Here is a 16,515-nt window from a genome sequence, read left to right as displayed (position 1 = left end):
CCGGCTGCGGCCGCTGATTTCAGCGGCACACTGATAGCGCCATACCATAGCGGAAAACAGCGCACGGCGTAAGCCTGTCGGCACCGCAGTGCGCGTTTTTCAACCGGCGCTTAGTGCGGGGTGAAGCGATAACGCGTCACGGAGTGCCATGTGTCGCCGGGCTGCAGCCAGCAATCAGGCTGCGGCCACTCGCTATGGTTGGGCGAATCCGGTAAAAACTCACTCTCCAGAGCGATGCCCTGGAAAGCAGTATAGCTGCCCTGTTCACGGGCGCGCGTTCCCTCCAGATAGTTGCCGGAGTAGAACTGCAGCGCCGGCGCGGCGGTGAACACGCTCACGCTAAGTTTGTCGTCCGCTGACCACAGCTGCGCAGCAGGCTGGCTGCTGTCACCGGCGGTGGTGAGCAGAAACGCGTGATCGTAACCTTTCACCGCGCGCTGATCGTCGTCGGCCAGGAACTCATCCGCCACGCGTTTCGGCTGGCGGAAATCAAAGCTGGTGCCGTCCACTGCTTTCAGCGGCGCATTGGGAATGCCTGCGCTGTCCACCGGCAGATAACGATCGGCCTGCAGTTGTAAGCGATGCTGGCGCGCGTCGCCATGATGCGCATCAAGGTTGAAGTAAGCATGGTTGGTCAGGTTGACCGGACAGGCCTGATCGGTCTGCGCTTCATAGCGAATCGACAGACAGTTATCGTCATCGAGCTGATAAATTACATCGGCAATCAGATTGCCGGGGTAGCCCTGGTCGCCGTCCGGCGAATCAAGACGATAGTGCACTTCGCTGTCACTCTGGCTGAGAATCTGCCAGCGGCGCTTGTCGAAACCCTGCGGCCCGCCGTGCAGCTGGTGCGGACCCTGATTGGCCGCCAGCAGCCGGTTAAGCGGCTTCAGCTCAGCGAAGGCGATGCGGTTCGCGTAACGCCCGATGGTGGCACCGAGATAAGCATCCTGATGCAGATAGTCGGACGGCGTGGCGCAGCCGAGCAGCGCTTCGCGCACGCTGCCGTCCTGCATCGGCACGCGCGCCGACAGCCAGGTGGCGCCCCAGTCCATAAAAGTGGCGACCATGCCGTTGCGATTGCGCAGTACGGTGATGCGCCACGGCTGACCGTCGGGCGCGTGAGAGTTGACGTCGCTTACCATTGGCCGGCTCCTGCTGAGGCTTTGCACACGTAAAAGGTCTCTTTGATGCCGGTCTGCGCTTCGTACTGCTGCGCCACCGCCGCTTTCACCTGATCGACCAGTTCGGTTGGCATCAGCGCCACGATGCAGCCGCCAAAGCCGCCGCCGGTCATACGCACGCCGCCGCGCGGGCCGATTTCCGCTTTAACAATCTCCACCAGCTGATCGATGGGCGGCACGGTGATCTCAAAATCGTCGCGCATTGAGGCGTGCGAGGCGGCCATCAGTTCACCCATGCGCTGCAGATCGCCGCTGCTCAGTGCGTCCGCCGCTTCCAGCGTCCTGGCGTTTTCGGTGATCACGTGACGCACGCGTTTGGCCACCAGCGGATCGAGCTGCTGTTCTGCTGCCGCAAACTCCTCCAGCGTCACGTCGCGCAGCGCCTTTTTGTTGAAGAAGCGCGCACCGGTTTCGCACTGCTCGCGGCGGGTATTGTATTCGCTGCCCACCAGATTACGGCGGAAGTTCGAGTTGATAATCACTACCGCGACATCCTCCGGCATGGATACGGCGCGCGTACCCAGCGTGCGGCAGTCCAGCAGCATGGCGTGATCCTGCTGGCCGAGTGCGGATATCAGCTGATCCATGATGCCGCAGTTGCAGCCAACAAACTGGTTCTCCGCTTCCTGCCCGTTAACGGCAATCGCTGCGCCGTCGAGCTTCAGCTGATACAGCTGCTGGAACACAGTGCCCACCGCCACTTCCAGCGAGGCGGACGAGCTGAGACCGGCACCCTGCGGCACGTTGCCGCTGATCACCATATCCACGCCGCCAAAGCTGGCGTCGCGCTGCTGCAGATGTTTCACCACGCCGCGCACGTAATTGGCCCACATCGGTTCGCTGAGCGGCTCAATCGGCGCATCCAGCGAGAAGCTATCCTGCTGATTGTCGTAATCCACCGCCACCACGCGCACCTGGCGATCGTCGCGGCGGGCGCAGGCAATCACGGTCTGATAATCGATAGCGCAGGGCAGCACGAAGCCATCGTTGTAATCGGTATGCTCGCCGATCAGGTTCACCCGGCCCGGTGCCTGAATGCTGTGGCTCGGCGCGTAGCCGAAGGTGTCAGCGAAAACCTGTTGAGTGATCGATTTTAAAGACATTTATTGTTCCTCGCGGAAATGGATAGCGCTGACAGAGCGCAGACGTTCTGCTGCCTGTTCCGCCGTTAAATCACGTTGGGTCTCGGCCAGCATCTCGTAGCCAACCATAAATTTTCGTACCGTGGCGGAGCGCAGCAGCGGGGGATAGAAGTGCGCGTGCAGCTGCCAGTGATCGTTGGCTTCGCCGTTGAACGGCGCGCCGTGCCAGCCCATCGAATACGGGAACGAGCACTGGAACAGATTGTCGTAACGGCTGGTGAGCTGCTTGAGCGCCAGCGCCAGATCGGTGCGCTGCGCCTCGCTGAGATCGGTAATGCGTTTCACGTGCGTTTTAGGCAGCAGCAGGGTTTCAAACGGCCAGGCCGCCCACCACGGCACTACCGCCAGCCAGTGATCGGTTTCAACCACGGTACGGCTGCCGTCCTGCAACTCGCGCGTTACGTAATCCACCAGCAGCGGCGTACCTTTATCAGCAAAGTAGCGGCGCTGGTTGTCATCCTCTTTTTGCGCTTCATTCGGCAGAAAACTGTTGGCCCACACCTGACCGTGCGGATGCGGATTCGAGCAGCCCATCGCTGCGCCTTTGTTTTCAAATACCTGCACCCACGGATAGTGCTGACCGAGTTCAGCGGTCTGCTCCTGCCAGGTACGCACGATGTCCTGCAAGTTGTGCAGCGGCAGTTCGGGCAGGGTTTTGCTGTGATCTGGCGAGAAGCAGATTACCCGGCTGGTACCGCGCGCGCCTTCACAGCGCATCAGCACATCATCGCTCTGCGGCGCGTCCGGCGTATCGGTCATCAGCGCGGCGAAGTCATTGGTGAATACGTAAGTGCTTTTGTAATCGGGATTTTTGTCGCCGGTGATACGGGTGTTACCGGCGCACAGGAAGCAGTCCGGATCGTGTGCGGGCAGTTGCTCCAGCGCTGGTGTCTCCTGCGCACCCTGCCACGGACGTTTGGCGCGATGCGGTGACACCAGCACCCATTGATCGATCAACGGGTTATAGCGGCGATGCGGATGATCGACCGGGTTAAATTTTTGCATAACAAGTCCTGGTAATCGGCAAACAGAAGAAAATCACTGCCTTCAACGTAGCATAACGGTGGCGCTGAAAGCGTGATCCAGTCTGGATAAATGGTATCGTTTACACAAGGTGACGATTCTCATTTTGTGGGTTTATGCGCAGCGTTTGCTGAATAATGCGGCAGGCTAGTGGTAGCGGTTACATTTTTAGGGAAGGAAATCTGTCAGGTGCGTACTGTTATCGCCGGGCCGCCATGGATGGCGACCCGCTCATCAATGAAAACTAACGCAACGCCTCCTGCTGATAGACATAGCCCGCGCCCTGTTTTACAAAACTCAGGCGGTGGGTGATGCACTGCGGCGCGTCCTCGGCGTGGTGGGACACAAACATCAGCTGGGTACGACCTTCGCCGATCAGCACATCCACAAAGCGGCGCACCAGCTGGCGGTTAATGGGATCGAGCCCCTGCAGCGGTTCATCCAGGATTAACAGCGTCGGGTGCTTCACCAGCGCGCGCGCAATCAGCACCAGCCGCTGCTGGCCCCACGACAGGCTATGAAACGGCGCATCGGCCAGCGCATTGTCCATGCCAAGCAGCGCCAGCCACTGGCGCGCCAGCGCTTTCTGCCGATCCGATACCGCCTGATACAGACCGATCGAATCAAAAAAGCCTGAGAGGATCACCGTACGCACGTTACAGCTGACGCGGTAATCCAGATGCAGGCTGCTGCTGACGTAACCGATATGCTGCTTGATGTCCCAGATGGTTTCACCGCTGCCGCGCCGAATACCAAACAGCGTTAAATCATTGCTGTAGCCCTGCGGATGATCGCCGGTGACCAGGCTGAGCAGGGTCGATTTACCCGCGCCATTAGGGCCGATGATCTGCCAGTGCTCGCCGGGATTGACCTGCCAGTTCAGGCCGTCGATCACCGCATGATCGTTATACGACACCACGCCGTTGCGCAGGATAACGCGCGGCGCATCTGCCGCCAGCTGCGGCAGCTGATCCGGCTGGTCCGGCTCCGGCAGCGCCATGCCCTGCAGGCGTTCGCTGTGCGCCAGCTGCGCCACCAGCGCTTCGGCGAGAATCGCCTGGCGCGCGCCCACGTGCGTCAGCGTGCACTCCGCCAGCACGCCGACCTGCTGGACAAAATCCGGGATGTCGTCAAAGCGGTTCAGCACCAGCACCACGGTGTAGCCGTCGCGATGCAGCTGATGCAGCGTATCGGCGAGGCTGGCGCGCGATGCCACATCCAGACCATCAAAAGGTTCGTCGAGAATCAGCAAATCCGGCTGCGCCATCAGCGCCTGACACAGCAGCGTTTTGCGCGTTTCGCCGGTAGAAAGGTATTTGAAGCGGCGAGTCAGTAAAGCGCTGATACCAAACTGCTGGGCCAGCGCCTGCGCCCGCGCCTCATCCTTTACTTCATCCTGAATGATTTCCAGCGCGGTGCGGCCGGTGTCATCTTCGCCTTCACTCAGCAGATCGGTGTTGTTGCGCTCCCACTCCTGCGTCACCAGCTGTTGCAACTGCTCCAGCGACAGACGGGTGCGGCGCTGAAAATCCTGCCGCAGCTCGCCCTTTGCCGCCGTCAGCTCGCCGGACAGCGCGCGCGCCAGCGAAGATTTACCGCTGCCGTTGGCACCGACAAAGGCCCAGCTTTCGCCGCTGTGCAGGGTCAAGTCCGGCAGGGTCAGGGTACGGCTATCGCTCAGGTGAAATATGCCTTGCGAAATTTGCAATGAGGCCATGATTTGTTCCGTTTTCTGCATCAAGTCGCTCAGTTGTAGCGAGCCAGCGTAATGAAGTCAAATCATGGCGGCCAGATCAGAGCAGTGTGGCGATGATGGCGTGTTCGGCATTAAAACAGGCGGTCACGGCGCTGCCGGGCTGCAGATTATGCTGGCGAAGTGCCTGGCTGGGGACGGTGGCGCACAACATTTCACCGCCCGTCAGCGCAATCAGCACTTCACTCTGCGTCTCGCCGGGTTCGATGGTGTGGACAACGCCCGGCAGCTGATTATCGCCCTCGGCGGCGTCAGGTGTCAGGCGGATCCACGGCGCTTTGATCAGCACCAGCACCTCTTTACCGCTGTCGAGCTGCAGCCGCTCCGCGCTGCGTTCGGTCAGGGCCACCTGCAGGCGCGTCACGCCGTCGTTCAGCAGTACCTCAATATGCTGCTGCACGTGTTGACGATCGCGCGCCTGCACCGTGCCAAACAGCTGGTTGCGCGCGCTGGTTTGCAGGGAAAAGCGGGCGATCGCCGCCAGCAGGCTGTCGAGCGGCAGGCTATCGTTTTGCAGCACGTCAAAGGCTTTTTGCTGGATCTGCTCCATCAGCTGAAACAGCTGAATTAATCGCTCGCCGTAGCGCGTCAGCCGCGCACCACCGCCGCCTTTGCCGCCGGTCGCGCGTTCGACCAGCGTCTGATCCGCCAGCTGATTCATCTCATTGATGGCGTCCCAGGCGCTTTTATAGCTGATGCCCGCCAGTCTGGCGCCCTGGCTGATGGAGCCGGTTTCCTGCACGCGCCTGAGCAGCTCGATACGGCGCGGATCGGCAAACAGTTTCTGCTGAAGACGGATGTGAAGAGAGAGTTCTGCCTGCATGTCAGCTCCTTAGGTGAATGCGCCAATTGTAAGGCCTAAAGTAAAAGCACGAAAAGGGCAGTGCCTTTTTTTCTCCAGCCGTTACAATCACTTTTTTACTCTTTGCGCGAGGTTTCCATGCTGGAACTGTTAAAAAGCCTGGCGGTCGCCATCATCATGGTGCCCATCGTGATGGCGATTATGCTGGGTCTGATTTACGGCCTGGGTGAAGTCTTTAACGTCATCTCTAAATTTGGCCGCCGCGACGACCGTCCCGCCAATAGCTCACACCACTGATTTTTAACGCCCGCACGCTGCGGGCGTTTTGCCCTTAACTTCCCGCCATTTTTGCCGATATAAAGCTCATGACAGCTTTCAGGCTCGCGTTGTATTATTAACTATATAACGTAACCTGGAGCTCTCTATGCAAAATACGCTTTATCACTGGGCGGCGGCGGCCGTGGTCACCGTGTCGCTGTCGGGTCAGGCGCTGGCGGCGGAGAAAATTACTGTGTTCGCTGCGGCCTCGCTGACTAATGCGATGCAGCAGATTGCCACGCAATATCAGCAAAAAAGCGGCGTTGAAGTGGTATCCTCGTTCGCTTCCTCGTCGACGCTGGCGCGGCAAATCGAGCAGGGCGCCCCGGCGGATCTGTTTATCTCTGCCGATCAGCAGTGGATGGATGATGCGGTGGCGAAAAACAGCGTGATCGGCAATACGCGCTACACGCTGCTGGGCAACGATCTGGTGCTGGTGGCGGCAAAAAGCGCTAACGCGCAGCCGGTGACCATCAATGCGCAGACCCCATGGCAGAACCTGCTTAAGGGCGAGCGCCTGGCGGTGGGCGATCCGGATCACGTGCCGGCAGGTATTTATGCCAAAGAAGCGCTGCAAAAGCTGGGCGCGTGGGACACGCTGGCTTCACGGCTCGCACCGGCTAACAACGTGCGTGCCGCGCTGGCGCTGGTCGAGCGACGCGAAACGCCGTATGGCATCGTGTACGGTTCCGACGCGGTAGCCAGTGATAAGGTGCAGGTGGTCGGATGCTTCCCCGAAGCGAGTCACAAACCCGTAGAGTACCCGATGGCGGTGGTCAGCGATCACCAGAACGCAGCGGTGCAGGCCTTCTATGACTATCTGCAGGGGCCGGATGCCGCTGCCGTGTTTAAACAGTATGGATTTACACCGAAGAGATGATACTGAGCGATCCCGAATGGCAGGCCGTGTTCCTCAGCCTGAAAGTTTCCTGCGTGGCGGTGCTGTGCAGCCTGCCGTTTGGCATCCTGATGGCCTGGATTCTGGCGCGCTGTCGCTTTCCCGGCAAAACCCTGCTCGATAGCCTGATTCACCTGCCGCTGGTGCTGCCGCCGGTGGTGGTGGGCTATTTGCTGCTGCTGACGCTGGGACGGCGCGGCCTGATTGGCAGCTGGCTGTACGACTGGTTCGGTATCACCTTCGCCTTCAGCTGGCGCGGTGCGGTACTGGCCTCGGCGGTTATGGCGTTTCCGCTGATGGTGCGCGCCATTCGTCTGGCACTGGAAGCGGTAGACAGCCGGCTGGAGCAGGCGGCGCGGACCTTAGGCGCGGGCCGCTGGCGGGTGTTTTTTACCATCACGCTGCCGCTGACTTTTCCGGGCATCATCGTGGGCACCGTGCTGGCGTTTGCCCGCTCGCTCGGTGAGTTTGGTGCCACCATTACCTTTGTCTCCAACATTCCCGGCGAAACCCGCACCATCCCGTCAGCCATGTTTACCCTGATTGAAACGCCCGGCGCGGAAGGCACCGCGGCGCGGCTGTGCGCGGTGGCGATTGCGCTGGCGCTGCTGTCGCTGGTGGCCTCGGAGCTGCTGGCGCGCTGGGGCCGCAAGCGGCTGGGAGCGGCCTGATGCTGAAAATCAACATTGCGCAACAGCTCGGTGAGCATCAGCTCAACGTCGATGTGGAGATTCCGGCCAGCGGCATCACCGCGATCTTTGGCGTGTCCGGTGCAGGAAAAACCTCATTAATCAATGCCATCAGCGGTCTGACGCAGCCGCAGAGCGGCCAGATTGCGCTTCACGATCGTCTGTTGTTTGACCGCGACAGCGGTATCAATCTGCCGCCGGAAAAACGCCGCATCGGCTACGTGTTTCAGGATGCGCGCCTGTTTCCCCATTATCGCGTGCGCGGCAATCTGCAGTATGGCATGGCGCCTAAAATGAAGGCGCAGTTCGGGGCGCTGGTGACGCTGCTGGGACTGGATGCGCTGCTGGATCGCTATCCGGCCTCGCTGTCGGGTGGCGAAAAGCAGCGCGTGGCGATGGGCCGGGCGCTGCTGAGCGCGCCGGATATCCTGCTGATGGACGAACCGCTGGCGTCGCTCGATCTGCCACGCAAGCGCGAGCTGATGCCCTATTTGCAGAAGCTGGCGAAGCAGGTGGAGATTCCGCTGCTGTACGTGACCCACAGTCTGGAGGAGATTGTCCAGCTGGCGAATCAGGTGCTGGTGCTGGATAACGGTAACGTCAAAGCCTTCGGCGCGCTGGAAAAAGTGTGGGGCAGCAGCGCGATGCGGCCCTGGCTGCCGGCGGCCGAGCGCAGTAGCGTGCTGCGCGTGCAGGTGCTGGAGCAGCATCCGGATTACCCGATGACCGCGCTGTCGCTTGGCGATCAGCACATCTGGGTCAGCCGGGTGAATCAGCCGGTGAAAAGCGTACTGCGCATCCGTATCGCCTCGGCGGACGTGTCGCTGGCGCTGCAGCCGCCGCAAAATACCTCGATCCGCAATATCTTACCGGCGCAGGTGGTGGAGCTGCTGGAGCTGGACGACCAGGTCGAAGTTAAGCTGCGCATCGGCGTCAGCGAGCTGTGGGCGCGCATTTCACCGTGGGCGCGCGACGAGCTGAATATCCGGCCCGATCAGTGGCTGTATGCGCAGATCAAGAGCGTGTCGATTACCGCGTAACACAAACCGGACGACAACGCGGTACGTCCGGTCTGCGGATCAGCGCGTTTTTTCGCGCTTTTTTCCGGTCAACCTGACTGATGCCTTATGCCGCGATCAGCCTGGCGTTACAGCACTTCCTGGTAGATCACCTGCGCAATGCCCGGCTCAAGGTTGGTACCGATCACTTTGCGCGCGCGTGCTTTGATGGCGTCATCGGCATTGGCCATCGCCACGCCCAGCCCGGCCTGCTCCAGCATGCTGAGATCGTTGTAATTGTCGCCAAACGCCAGCACGTCCTGCATGCTCAGACCCTGGCTCGCCACCCACTGCGCCAGGCGTTTGCCTTTGCTGTTGCCGGCCTGAGCGATGTCGACCTGATCGTGCCACGACCATTCACACGCCAGACCCAGCTCGCGTTCGGTGCGTTCAGCAAACTGCTGCAGCGCGCGGGTATCCGGATGCGACAGGGCAAATTTCCAGATCGACTGCGCGTCGTGCGCCGCCTGCGCCAGGCTCGGCACCTGCACAAACAGCGGGCGCTGCGCTTCCGGCAGCGACTGCGCCCAGTTAAGGGTGCGCGTCACATGGCCGGTCGCTTCCTGGTACAGCATCGCATCATCAACGTACAGCAGACCGTGAATATTCTCCTGATCGAGCATCTCAATCACCCGCGCCGCCTGACTTTTCTCCAGCGGATCGGCAGCCAGCACCCGTTGCGCCTGGTAATCGTACAGGTACGTGCCGTTACAGCAGATGGCGGGCGTTGTCAGCTGCAGCGCCTGATAAAACGGGTGAATCGCGCAGTGATGGCGACCGGTGACGATCAGCACCTGAACGCCAGCCTGTTGCGCGCGGGCTAAGGCTTCAAGGGATTCTGGCAGGATGGTTTTGTTTGGGGTCAGGAGGGTGCCGTCAAGGTCAAGGGCGATTACGCGGTAGCTCATTACACTTTCCGTCCGGAGTTAGCAAAGCGTTAAGTCTACACCCGCCAGCGGCCCTGAGACAAAAAGCAGGGCACAAATCAGCCCAGCGCGCGGCGGTGAAACGCGCTACAGTTACTGTTTTTCATCAGGCAGCGAATAAGGAAAACGCATGAAACAAGTCGTGTATACCGCCAGTCCCGAGAGCCAGCAGATCCACGCCTGGCAGATGCAGGAAGATGGCGCACTGACGTTATTGCAGGTCACGGATGTGGCCGGCCAGGTGCAGCCGATGGTGGTGAGCCCGAAGAAAGATTTTCTCTATGTCGGCGTGCGTCCGAATTTTCGCGTACTGGCGTACCGCATTGCGGCCGACGGTACGTTGAGCCTGGCCGGTGAAGCGCCGCTGCCGGGCAGCCCGACTCACATTTCTACCGACCGCCAGGGCAACTATCTGTTCTGCGGCTCCTATAACGATGCCTGCGTCAGCATCAGCCCGATTGGCAGCGACGGCCTGCCGCAGGCGCCGCTGCAGGTGATTAACGGGCTGGATGGCTGCCATTCGGCGAATATCGACCTCAGCAACCAGACGCTGTTTGTGCCGGCGCTGAAACAGGATCGCATCTGCCTGTATCAGCTGCAGGCGGACGGCAAGCTGGCACCGCGCGCGCAGCCGCAGGTGACCACCGTAGAAGGCGCCGGCCCGCGTCATATGGCGTTCCACCCGAACGGCGCCTATGGCTATGTGGTTAACGAACTGGACAGCACCGTCGACGTCTGGGCCCTGAACAATGTTAACGGCCAGGTCGAGCGTGTGCAGAGTCTTGATATCATGCCGCCGGGCTTCAGCGATACGCGCTGGGCAGCGGATATCCATATCACCCCGGACGGTCGCTTCCTGTATGCCTGTGACCGCACCAGCAGCACGCTGACCGTGTTCAGTCTCAGTGAGGACGGCTCGGTACTGACGATTGAAGGTTATCAGCCGACCGAAACTCAGCCGCGTGGCTTTAACATTGATGGCAGCGGTCAGTATCTGGTGGCGGCGGGGCAGAAATCGCATCACATTGAAGTCTATCGCATCGGCGAGCGTGGTCTGCTGCAACCGCTGGCGCGTTACGCCGTGGGTCAGGGGCCGATGTGGGTAGTGATTCACGCGCTGGACTGAGGAACGCGCTTCGGTCATGCAGGGTCGCCATCCACGGCGACCTCTGCCAGGGTGCGCAGCGATGCGCACCTTATGCAATCAGGCGTATTTCACCGTGATCGACGCGCTGGCCAGCGCATGGAAGTGCACGTTGAAGCCGACCATCGCGCCGCTGGCACCTTCGTCCACCTCAATTTTTTCCACGTCCAGCGCATGCACCGTAAAGATGTAGCGATGCGATTCGCCCTGCGGCGGCGCTGCACCACCGTAACCGCTCTGGCCGAAATCGGTGCGCGTCTGAATGGCACCCTCCGGCAGTTCCGCCACGCCGGAACCGGCGCCCTGTGACAGCACGGTCACCTCAGCCGGAATATTGGCGACCACCCAGTGCCACCAGCCGGAGCCGGTCGGGGCATCCGGATCGTAGCAGGTCACCACAAAGCTTTTGGTGCCGGCCGGCACTTCATCCCATGCCAGGTGCGGCGACAGATTATCGCCCTGGTAACCCATGCCGTTAAACACGTGGCGCTCGGGCATTTTATCGCCATCGTTAAAATCCTGGCTCACTACGCGCATGATCTCTCCTTTCCTGTTGTGTACTGCTCTCCATGATGGTGGAAAATGGCGGCGAGTGCCAGCGGTGTCAGGGCTGAAAGTGGCCGTCCACCACCAGTGCAGCGCTTAACGCCGCCGTCAGCTGCGTCAGCTGTGCGGCAGAAATCAGATAAGGTGGCATCAGGTAAATCAGCTTACCGAACGGGCGAATCCATACGCCGCGTTCCACGAAGAACTGCTGCAGCGCCGCCATGTTCACCGGCTGATGGGTTTCAATCACGCCAATCGCCCCCAGTACGCGCGCATCCGCCACCATCGGATGGTCGCGCAGCGGCAGCAGTTCCGCACGCAGCTGCTGTTCAATCGCCGCTACCTGCGCCGGCCAGTGCCCTTCGTTGATCAGCTTCAGGCTTTCAACCGCCACCGCACAGGCCAGCGGATTGCCCATAAAGGTCGGACCATGCATAAAGCAGCCTGCCGCGCTGCGGCTAATGGTATCGGCGACGTCGCGCGTGGTCAGGGTGGCGGAGAGCGTCAGGGTGCCGCCGGTCAGCGCCTTGCCGAGACACAAAATGTCCGGTGTGATGCCGGCGTGTTCGCAGGCAAACAGCTTGCCGCTGCGGCCGAAGCCGGTGGCGATCTCATCGGCGATCAGCAATAAACCGTAGCGATCGCACAGCGCTCGCACCTGTTGCAGATAGCGTGGATGGTAAAAGCGCATGCCGCCGGCACCCTGCACGATAGGTTCGAGGATCACCGCGGCGATACTGCGATGGTGCTGCTCGATTAGCCGGGCGAAATCGGCAATATCGTTGTCATCCCAGTCATCGTCAAAGCCACACTGCGGCGCGCGGGCGAACAGATGCTCGGGCAGGTAGCCGCGCCACAGGCTGTGCATGGAGTTTTCCGGATCGCAGACCGACATGGCGGCAAACGTATCGCCGTGATAACCGCGCTGCAGCGTGAGGAATTTCTGCCGCGTCTCTCCGCGTCCCAGCCAGTACTGCAGCGCCATTTTCATCGACACTTCGACGGCGATCGAGCCGGAATCGGCGAGGAACACGCACTCCAGCGCCTCGGGCGTCATGGCGATCAGCTGGCGGCTCAGCTCCACGGCTGGCGGATGGGTGATGCCGCCGAACATCACGTGTGACATCTGCGCCATCTGCTGCTGCAACGCCTGATTGAGGCGCGGATGGTTATAGCCGTGGATCGCTGCCCACCACGACGACATGCCGTCGACCAGCTCACGTCCATCGGCCAGCTGCAGCGTGCAGCCGTGCGCGGCCACCACCGGGTAGCACGGCAGCGGATCGCGCATTGAGGTGTAAGGATGCCAGATATGCTGGCGGTCAAAGCGGAGGTCGTCCTGTGTGAACATCTGTCTTGTAAACCATTTTGAAAAGATTTAGTTTACAAGTATAACCACGTTAATCGTCAGGATGAACCCCCTTTTTTGGAGTAAGCAATGGCTAATCGCTGGACACTGGCTCAGGCTCAGGCGCTATTTGATAAACCTTTTCTCGAGCTGATGTTTGAAGCACAGCAGGTGCACCGCCAGCACTTCGACCCGCGTCAGGTGCAGGTCAGCACGCTGCTGTCGATCAAAACCGGCGCCTGTCCGGAAGACTGTAAATACTGTCCGCAGAGTGCGCGTTACAAAACCGGGCTGGAAACCGAGCGCCTGATGGAGGTGGAAGCGGTGCTGGAATCGGCGCGCAAGGCCAAAGCAGCCGGCTCCAGCCGCTTCTGCATGGGCGCGGCATGGAAAAACCCGCACGAGCGCGACATGCCGTACCTGGAGCAGATGGTGCAGGGCGTGAAAGCCATGGGCATGGAAACCTGCATGACGCTGGGAACGCTCGACCACGATCAGGCGCAGCGGCTGGCCAGCGCCGGGCTCGATTTTTACAATCATAACCTCGACACCTCGCCGGAGTTTTACGGCAGCATCATCACCACCCGTACCTATCAGGAGCGTCTTGATACGCTGGATAAAGTGCGCAACGCCGGCATCAAAGTGTGTTCAGGCGGCATTGTCGGGCTGGGCGAAACGGTCAACGACCGCGCCGGATTGCTGGTGCAGCTGGCCAACCTGCCCACGCCGCCGGAGAGCGTGCCGATTAACATGCTGGTGAAAGTCAAAGGCACGCCGCTGGCGGATAACGATGACGTCGAGCCGTTCGACTTTATCCGCACCATTGCCGTGGCGCGCATCATGATGCCAACCTCGCACGTGCGCCTGTCGGCCGGTCGCGAGCAGATGAGCGAACAGACCCAGGCGATGTGCTTCATGGCGGGAGCCAACTCGATTTTCTACGGCTGCAAGCTGCTGACCACGCCGAACCCGGAAGAGGACAAAGATCTGATCCTGTTCCGCAAGCTGGGCCTGAATCCGGAGCACACCGCCACGACGGCAGGCGATAACGAACAGCAGCATCAGCTCAGCGAGCAGTTGCTGCACGCCGACAGCGCGCAGTTCTATAACGCGGCCGTGTAAATGTGGTCTGAACGTATTGCGCAGGCGCTGACGGCGCAGCGTGCCGCCGACGGCTGGCGGCAGCGGCGGCGCATTGAGCACAACAGCGTGCGTGAAATTACCCTCGACGGGCAGCGCTATCGCCACTTCTCCAGTAATGATTACCTCGGCCTGAGCCAGCATCCGGCGGTGATGGCTGCCTGGCAGCAGGGCGTGCGCGAGGCGGGCGTCGGTGCCGGGGCTTCCGGCCACGTCACCGGTTACAGCCGTCATCATGCGCAGCTGGAGCAGCAGCTGGCGTCCTGGCTCGGCTACCCGCGCGCGCTGCTGTTTATCTCCGGCTTTGCCGCCAACCAGGCAGTGATCCATCTGCTGGCGCAAAAGTCGGATCGCATTATCGCTGACAAACTAACGCACGCCTCGCTGCTGGATGCCGCCCGCCACAGTCCGGCAACGCTGCGCCGTTTTGCCCACAACCAGCCGGCCAGCCTGGCGAAGCTGCTGGCGACGCGCGCGGAAGGCGGCACGCTGGTGGTGACCGAGGGCGTATTCAGCATGGATGGCGACAGTGCGCCGCTGGCTGAACTTGCCGCCGAAACCCGGCGCGCGGGCGGCTGGCTGCTGGTGGACGACGCGCACGGCATTGGCGTCACCGGTGAGCAGGGGCGCGGCAGCTGCTGGCAGCAGCAGGTGAAACCGGAATTGCTGGTGGTGACCTTTGGTAAAGGCTTTGGCGTCAGCGGCGCCGCGCTGCTGTGTGATGACGCCACCGCAGATTACGTCGAGCAATTCTCCCGCCATTTAATCTATTCCACCGCCATGCCGCCGGCGCAGTGCTGTGCGCTGCTGGCGGCGCTGCAGCAAATCCAGCAGGGCGACGCGCTGCGCGCGCGGTTGCAGCAAAATATTGCCCGCTTTCGCGCGGGCGCGGCGCAGTTGCCGTGGCAGCTGATGGCTTCTGACAGCGCCATCCAGCCGCTGATCGTTGGCGAAAACCGTACCGCGCTGGCGCTGTCACAGCGGCTGGCGCAGGCCGGTTGCTGGGTGAGCGCGATCCGGCCACCAACGGTGCCGCCGGGTACCGCGCGGCTGCGTATTACGCTCACCGCGGCGCATCATCCCGAAGATATCGACGCGTTGCTGGAGGCACTGTATGACGCTGCAGGTGAATAAACAGGCGGTGGCGCAGGCGTTTGGCCGGGCGGCCGCGCATTACGAACAGCATGCTCAGCTGCAGCGCCAGAGCGGCGAGGCGCTGCTGGCGCTGGCGCCGGCCGGATTTGGCCCGCAGCTGCTGGATGCCGGCTGCGGCACCGGCTGGTTCAGCCGCTACTGGCGCGATCGCGGTCGCAAGGTCTGCGCGCTGGATCTGTCACCGGCGATGCTGCAGGCGGCACGCGAACAGCACTCGGCGCACGACTATTTACAGGGCGATATCGACCAGTTACCGCTGGCGGATAACAGCGTCAACGGCGTCTGGAGCAACCTGGCGGTGCAGTGGAGCAGCGATCTGCGCACCGCGCTGCTGCAATTTCTGCGCGTGACGCGCCCGGGCGGCAGCGTGCTGATTCTCGACGCTGCTCGACGGCTCGCTGCAGGAGGTGCACCAGGCGTGGGCGCAGATCGATGGTCGGCGTCACGCCAATCGCTTCCTCAGCGGCGATGCCTTTGCCCTGGCGACCGCGGGCCTGCCGCTGCGCAGCCAGACGCAGATCGTCACGCTGCACTTCCCCAGCGCGCTCAGCGCCATGCGCTCGCTGAAAGGCATCGGCGCAACGCACCTGCACGATGGGCGACACGCGGCCCTGCTGACGCGCCCGCAGCTGGCGCAGCTGGAGCAGCACTGGCCGCAGGATGCGCACGGCTATCGTCTCAGTTATCACCTGATGTATGGAGTTTTACAAAAATGACACGCTGGTTTATTACCGGAACTGACACCGAAGTGGGCAAAACGGTCGCCAGCGGCGCCCTGTTGCAGGCGGCCAGCGCTGCGGGATTACGCACTGCCGGCTACAAACCGGTGGCTTCCGGCTGCGAGGTCACGCCCGACGGCGTGCGCAACAGCGACGCGCTGGCGCTGCAGCGCTACAGCAGCCTGACGCTGAGCTATGAGCAGGTGAACCCGCTGGCGTTCATCGAACCGACGTCGCCGCATATCGTCAGCGCGGAAGAGGCCAGACCGATTGAATTTGCGCAGCTCTCCGCTGGCTTACGCGCGCTGGAACAGCAGGCTGAATGGGTGCTGGTGGAAGGCGCGGGCGGCTGGTTCACGCCGCTGTCCGCGACGCAAACTTATGCCGACTGGGTCGCCGCCGAGCAGCTGCCAGTGATTCTGGTGGTCGGCGTGAAGCTCGGCTGCATCAACCACGCCATGCTGACGGCGGAAGCGGTGAAGGCGCGGGGGTTGCGCCTCGCCGGCTGGATTGCCAATGACATCCAGCCGCCGGGTAAGCGACATGCGGAATATCTGGCGACGCTGCAACAGCGCATTGCGGCCCCGTTCCTCGGTGAGATTCCGTGGCTGAGCAGCGCGGCGCAGCAGGCCGACTGTGGCCGTTACCTTACCCTGCCACAGTAAATGGC

16 protein-coding genes and 1 pseudogene are annotated in these 16,515 nt (G+C 61.5%); 9 read left to right on the top strand and 8 right to left on the bottom strand.

Going from position 1 to position 16,515, the window contains the following annotated elements:
- Positions 1-110: 110 nt before the first annotated feature.
- From galM to modE, 5 genes are all read right to left on the bottom strand, one after another.
- Positions 111-1,145, bottom strand: a complete 1,035-nt coding sequence (gene galM, locus ABVR31_RS13170) for a galactose-1-epimerase (protein WP_058757860.1) — start codon at positions 1,143-1,145, stop codon at positions 111-113.
- Positions 1,139-2,287: a galactokinase gene (galK, locus tag ABVR31_RS13165; RefSeq protein ID WP_325967051.1), complete on the bottom strand. Its 1,149-nt coding sequence runs from the start codon at positions 2,285-2,287 to the stop codon at positions 1,139-1,141. Before galK ends, galM begins: the two co-directional genes overlap by 7 nt.
- Positions 2,288-3,331 carry a galactose-1-phosphate uridylyltransferase gene (gene galT / locus ABVR31_RS13160; protein ID WP_021508514.1) on the bottom strand — a complete coding sequence of 348 codons (1,044 nt, stop codon included), beginning with the start codon at positions 3,329-3,331 and terminating at the stop codon, positions 2,288-2,290.
- 262 nt (positions 3,332-3,593) lie between these two features.
- Positions 3,594-5,066, bottom strand: coding sequence for a molybdate ABC transporter ATP-binding protein ModF (gene modF, locus ABVR31_RS13155; RefSeq protein WP_104187140.1), 1,473 nt, complete (start codon positions 5,064-5,066; stop codon positions 3,594-3,596).
- Between the two features lie 76 nt (positions 5,067-5,142).
- Positions 5,143-5,925, bottom strand: a complete 783-nt coding sequence (gene modE, locus ABVR31_RS13150; RefSeq protein WP_372773118.1) for a molybdenum-dependent transcriptional regulator — start codon at positions 5,923-5,925, stop codon at positions 5,143-5,145.
- Positions 5,926-6,042: 117 nt separating this feature from the next.
- Between modE and ABVR31_RS13145 the strand changes: the two genes are divergently transcribed.
- The 4 genes from ABVR31_RS13145 to modC all read left to right on the top strand — a co-directional run bounded on the left by ABVR31_RS13145 (position 6,043) and on the right by modC (position 8,849).
- Positions 6,043-6,201 carry an AcrZ family multidrug efflux pump-associated protein gene (locus tag ABVR31_RS13145; protein ID WP_021508511.1) on the top strand — a complete coding sequence of 53 codons (159 nt, stop codon included), beginning with the start codon at positions 6,043-6,045 and terminating at the stop codon, positions 6,199-6,201.
- A gap of 127 nt (positions 6,202-6,328) precedes the next feature.
- Positions 6,329-7,102: a molybdate ABC transporter substrate-binding protein gene (gene modA / locus ABVR31_RS13140; RefSeq protein WP_372773116.1), complete on the top strand. Its 774-nt coding sequence runs from the start codon at positions 6,329-6,331 to the stop codon at positions 7,100-7,102.
- Complete coding sequence (gene modB / locus ABVR31_RS13135) at positions 7,099-7,791, top strand: molybdate ABC transporter permease subunit (protein ID WP_021508509.1); 693 nt, start codon at positions 7,099-7,101, stop codon at positions 7,789-7,791. The genes modA and modB overlap by 4 nt, the downstream gene beginning before the upstream one ends.
- Complete coding sequence (modC, locus tag ABVR31_RS13130) at positions 7,791-8,849, top strand: molybdenum ABC transporter ATP-binding protein ModC (protein WP_372773114.1); 1,059 nt, start codon at positions 7,791-7,793, stop codon at positions 8,847-8,849. Before modB ends, modC begins: the two co-directional genes overlap by 1 nt.
- 107 nt (positions 8,850-8,956) lie before the next feature.
- Here the strand turns inward: modC and ABVR31_RS13125 are convergent, their stop codons facing one another.
- Positions 8,957-9,775, bottom strand: a complete 819-nt coding sequence (locus ABVR31_RS13125; protein WP_372773112.1) for a pyridoxal phosphatase — start codon at positions 9,773-9,775, stop codon at positions 8,957-8,959.
- Positions 9,776-9,923: 148 nt separating this feature from the next.
- On the opposite strand from ABVR31_RS13125, the gene pgl reads away from it, so the two are divergent.
- Entirely contained in the window at positions 9,924-10,919 is a 996-nt protein-coding gene (gene pgl, locus ABVR31_RS13120; protein ID WP_372773110.1) for a 6-phosphogluconolactonase, read from the top strand.
- Between the two features lie 78 nt (positions 10,920-10,997).
- On the opposite strand, the gene ABVR31_RS13115 is transcribed toward pgl, so the two are convergent.
- On the bottom strand, positions 10,998-11,474 hold the full coding sequence (locus ABVR31_RS13115) for a kinase inhibitor (protein ID WP_058781275.1): 477 nt from the start codon (positions 11,472-11,474) through the stop codon (positions 10,998-11,000).
- A gap of 67 nt (positions 11,475-11,541) precedes the next feature.
- Positions 11,542-12,834 carry an adenosylmethionine--8-amino-7-oxononanoate transaminase gene (gene bioA, locus ABVR31_RS13110; RefSeq protein ID WP_372773108.1) on the bottom strand — a complete coding sequence of 431 codons (1,293 nt, stop codon included), beginning with the start codon at positions 12,832-12,834 and terminating at the stop codon, positions 11,542-11,544.
- A gap of 87 nt (positions 12,835-12,921) precedes the next feature.
- On the opposite strand from bioA, the gene bioB reads away from it, so the two are divergent.
- From bioB to bioD, 4 genes and pseudogenes are all read left to right on the top strand, one after another.
- Positions 12,922-13,953 carry a biotin synthase BioB gene (bioB, locus tag ABVR31_RS13105; RefSeq protein WP_058757850.1) on the top strand — a complete coding sequence of 344 codons (1,032 nt, stop codon included), beginning with the start codon at positions 12,922-12,924 and terminating at the stop codon, positions 13,951-13,953.
- Positions 13,954-15,105 carry an 8-amino-7-oxononanoate synthase gene (gene bioF, locus ABVR31_RS13100; protein ID WP_372773106.1) on the top strand — a complete coding sequence of 384 codons (1,152 nt, stop codon included), beginning with the start codon at positions 13,954-13,956 and terminating at the stop codon, positions 15,103-15,105.
- A pseudogene (gene bioC / locus ABVR31_RS13095) lies at positions 15,086-15,842 on the top strand (malonyl-ACP O-methyltransferase BioC). The gene bioF and the pseudogene bioC overlap by 20 nt, the downstream one beginning before the upstream one ends.
- Positions 15,839-16,510 carry a dethiobiotin synthase gene (gene bioD, locus ABVR31_RS13090; protein WP_372773104.1) on the top strand — a complete coding sequence of 224 codons (672 nt, stop codon included), beginning with the start codon at positions 15,839-15,841 and terminating at the stop codon, positions 16,508-16,510. Before bioC ends, bioD begins: the two are co-directional and overlap by 4 nt.
- Positions 16,511-16,515 lie beyond the last annotated feature (5 nt).

The organism is Pantoea sp. WEP, assembly GCF_041678305.1.
Lineage (GTDB): Bacteria > Pseudomonadota > Gammaproteobacteria > Enterobacterales > Enterobacteriaceae > Pantoea > Pantoea dispersa.
This window is presented reverse-complemented; position numbering and strand designations above follow the sequence as displayed.

Coding starts and splice junctions, on each gene's coding strand:
- galM (WP_058757860.1), bottom strand. CDS start 1,145: ATGGTAAGCGACGTCAACTCTCACGCGCCCGACGGTCAGCCGTGGCGC.
- galK (WP_325967051.1), bottom strand. CDS start 2,287: ATGTCTTTAAAATCGATCACTCAACAGGTTTTCGCTGACACCTTCGGC.
- galT (WP_021508514.1), bottom strand. CDS start 3,331: ATGCAAAAATTTAACCCGGTCGATCATCCGCATCGCCGCTATAACCCG.
- modF (WP_104187140.1), bottom strand. CDS start 5,066: ATGGCCTCATTGCAAATTTCGCAAGGCATATTTCACCTGAGCGATAGC.
- modE (WP_372773118.1), bottom strand. CDS start 5,925: ATGCAGGCAGAACTCTCTCTTCACATCCGTCTTCAGCAGAAACTGTTT.
- ABVR31_RS13145 (WP_021508511.1), top strand. CDS start 6,043: ATGCTGGAACTGTTAAAAAGCCTGGCGGTCGCCATCATCATGGTGCCC.
- modA (WP_372773116.1), top strand. CDS start 6,329: ATGCAAAATACGCTTTATCACTGGGCGGCGGCGGCCGTGGTCACCGTG.
- modB (WP_021508509.1), top strand. CDS start 7,099: ATGATACTGAGCGATCCCGAATGGCAGGCCGTGTTCCTCAGCCTGAAA.
- modC (WP_372773114.1), top strand. CDS start 7,791: ATGCTGAAAATCAACATTGCGCAACAGCTCGGTGAGCATCAGCTCAAC.
- ABVR31_RS13125 (WP_372773112.1), bottom strand. CDS start 9,775: ATGAGCTACCGCGTAATCGCCCTTGACCTTGACGGCACCCTCCTGACC.
- pgl (WP_372773110.1), top strand. CDS start 9,924: ATGAAACAAGTCGTGTATACCGCCAGTCCCGAGAGCCAGCAGATCCAC.
- ABVR31_RS13115 (WP_058781275.1), bottom strand. CDS start 11,474: ATGCGCGTAGTGAGCCAGGATTTTAACGATGGCGATAAAATGCCCGAG.
- bioA (WP_372773108.1), bottom strand. CDS start 12,834: ATGTTCACACAGGACGACCTCCGCTTTGACCGCCAGCATATCTGGCAT.
- bioB (WP_058757850.1), top strand. CDS start 12,922: ATGGCTAATCGCTGGACACTGGCTCAGGCTCAGGCGCTATTTGATAAA.
- bioF (WP_372773106.1), top strand. CDS start 13,954: ATGTGGTCTGAACGTATTGCGCAGGCGCTGACGGCGCAGCGTGCCGCC.
- bioD (WP_372773104.1), top strand. CDS start 15,839: ATGACACGCTGGTTTATTACCGGAACTGACACCGAAGTGGGCAAAACG.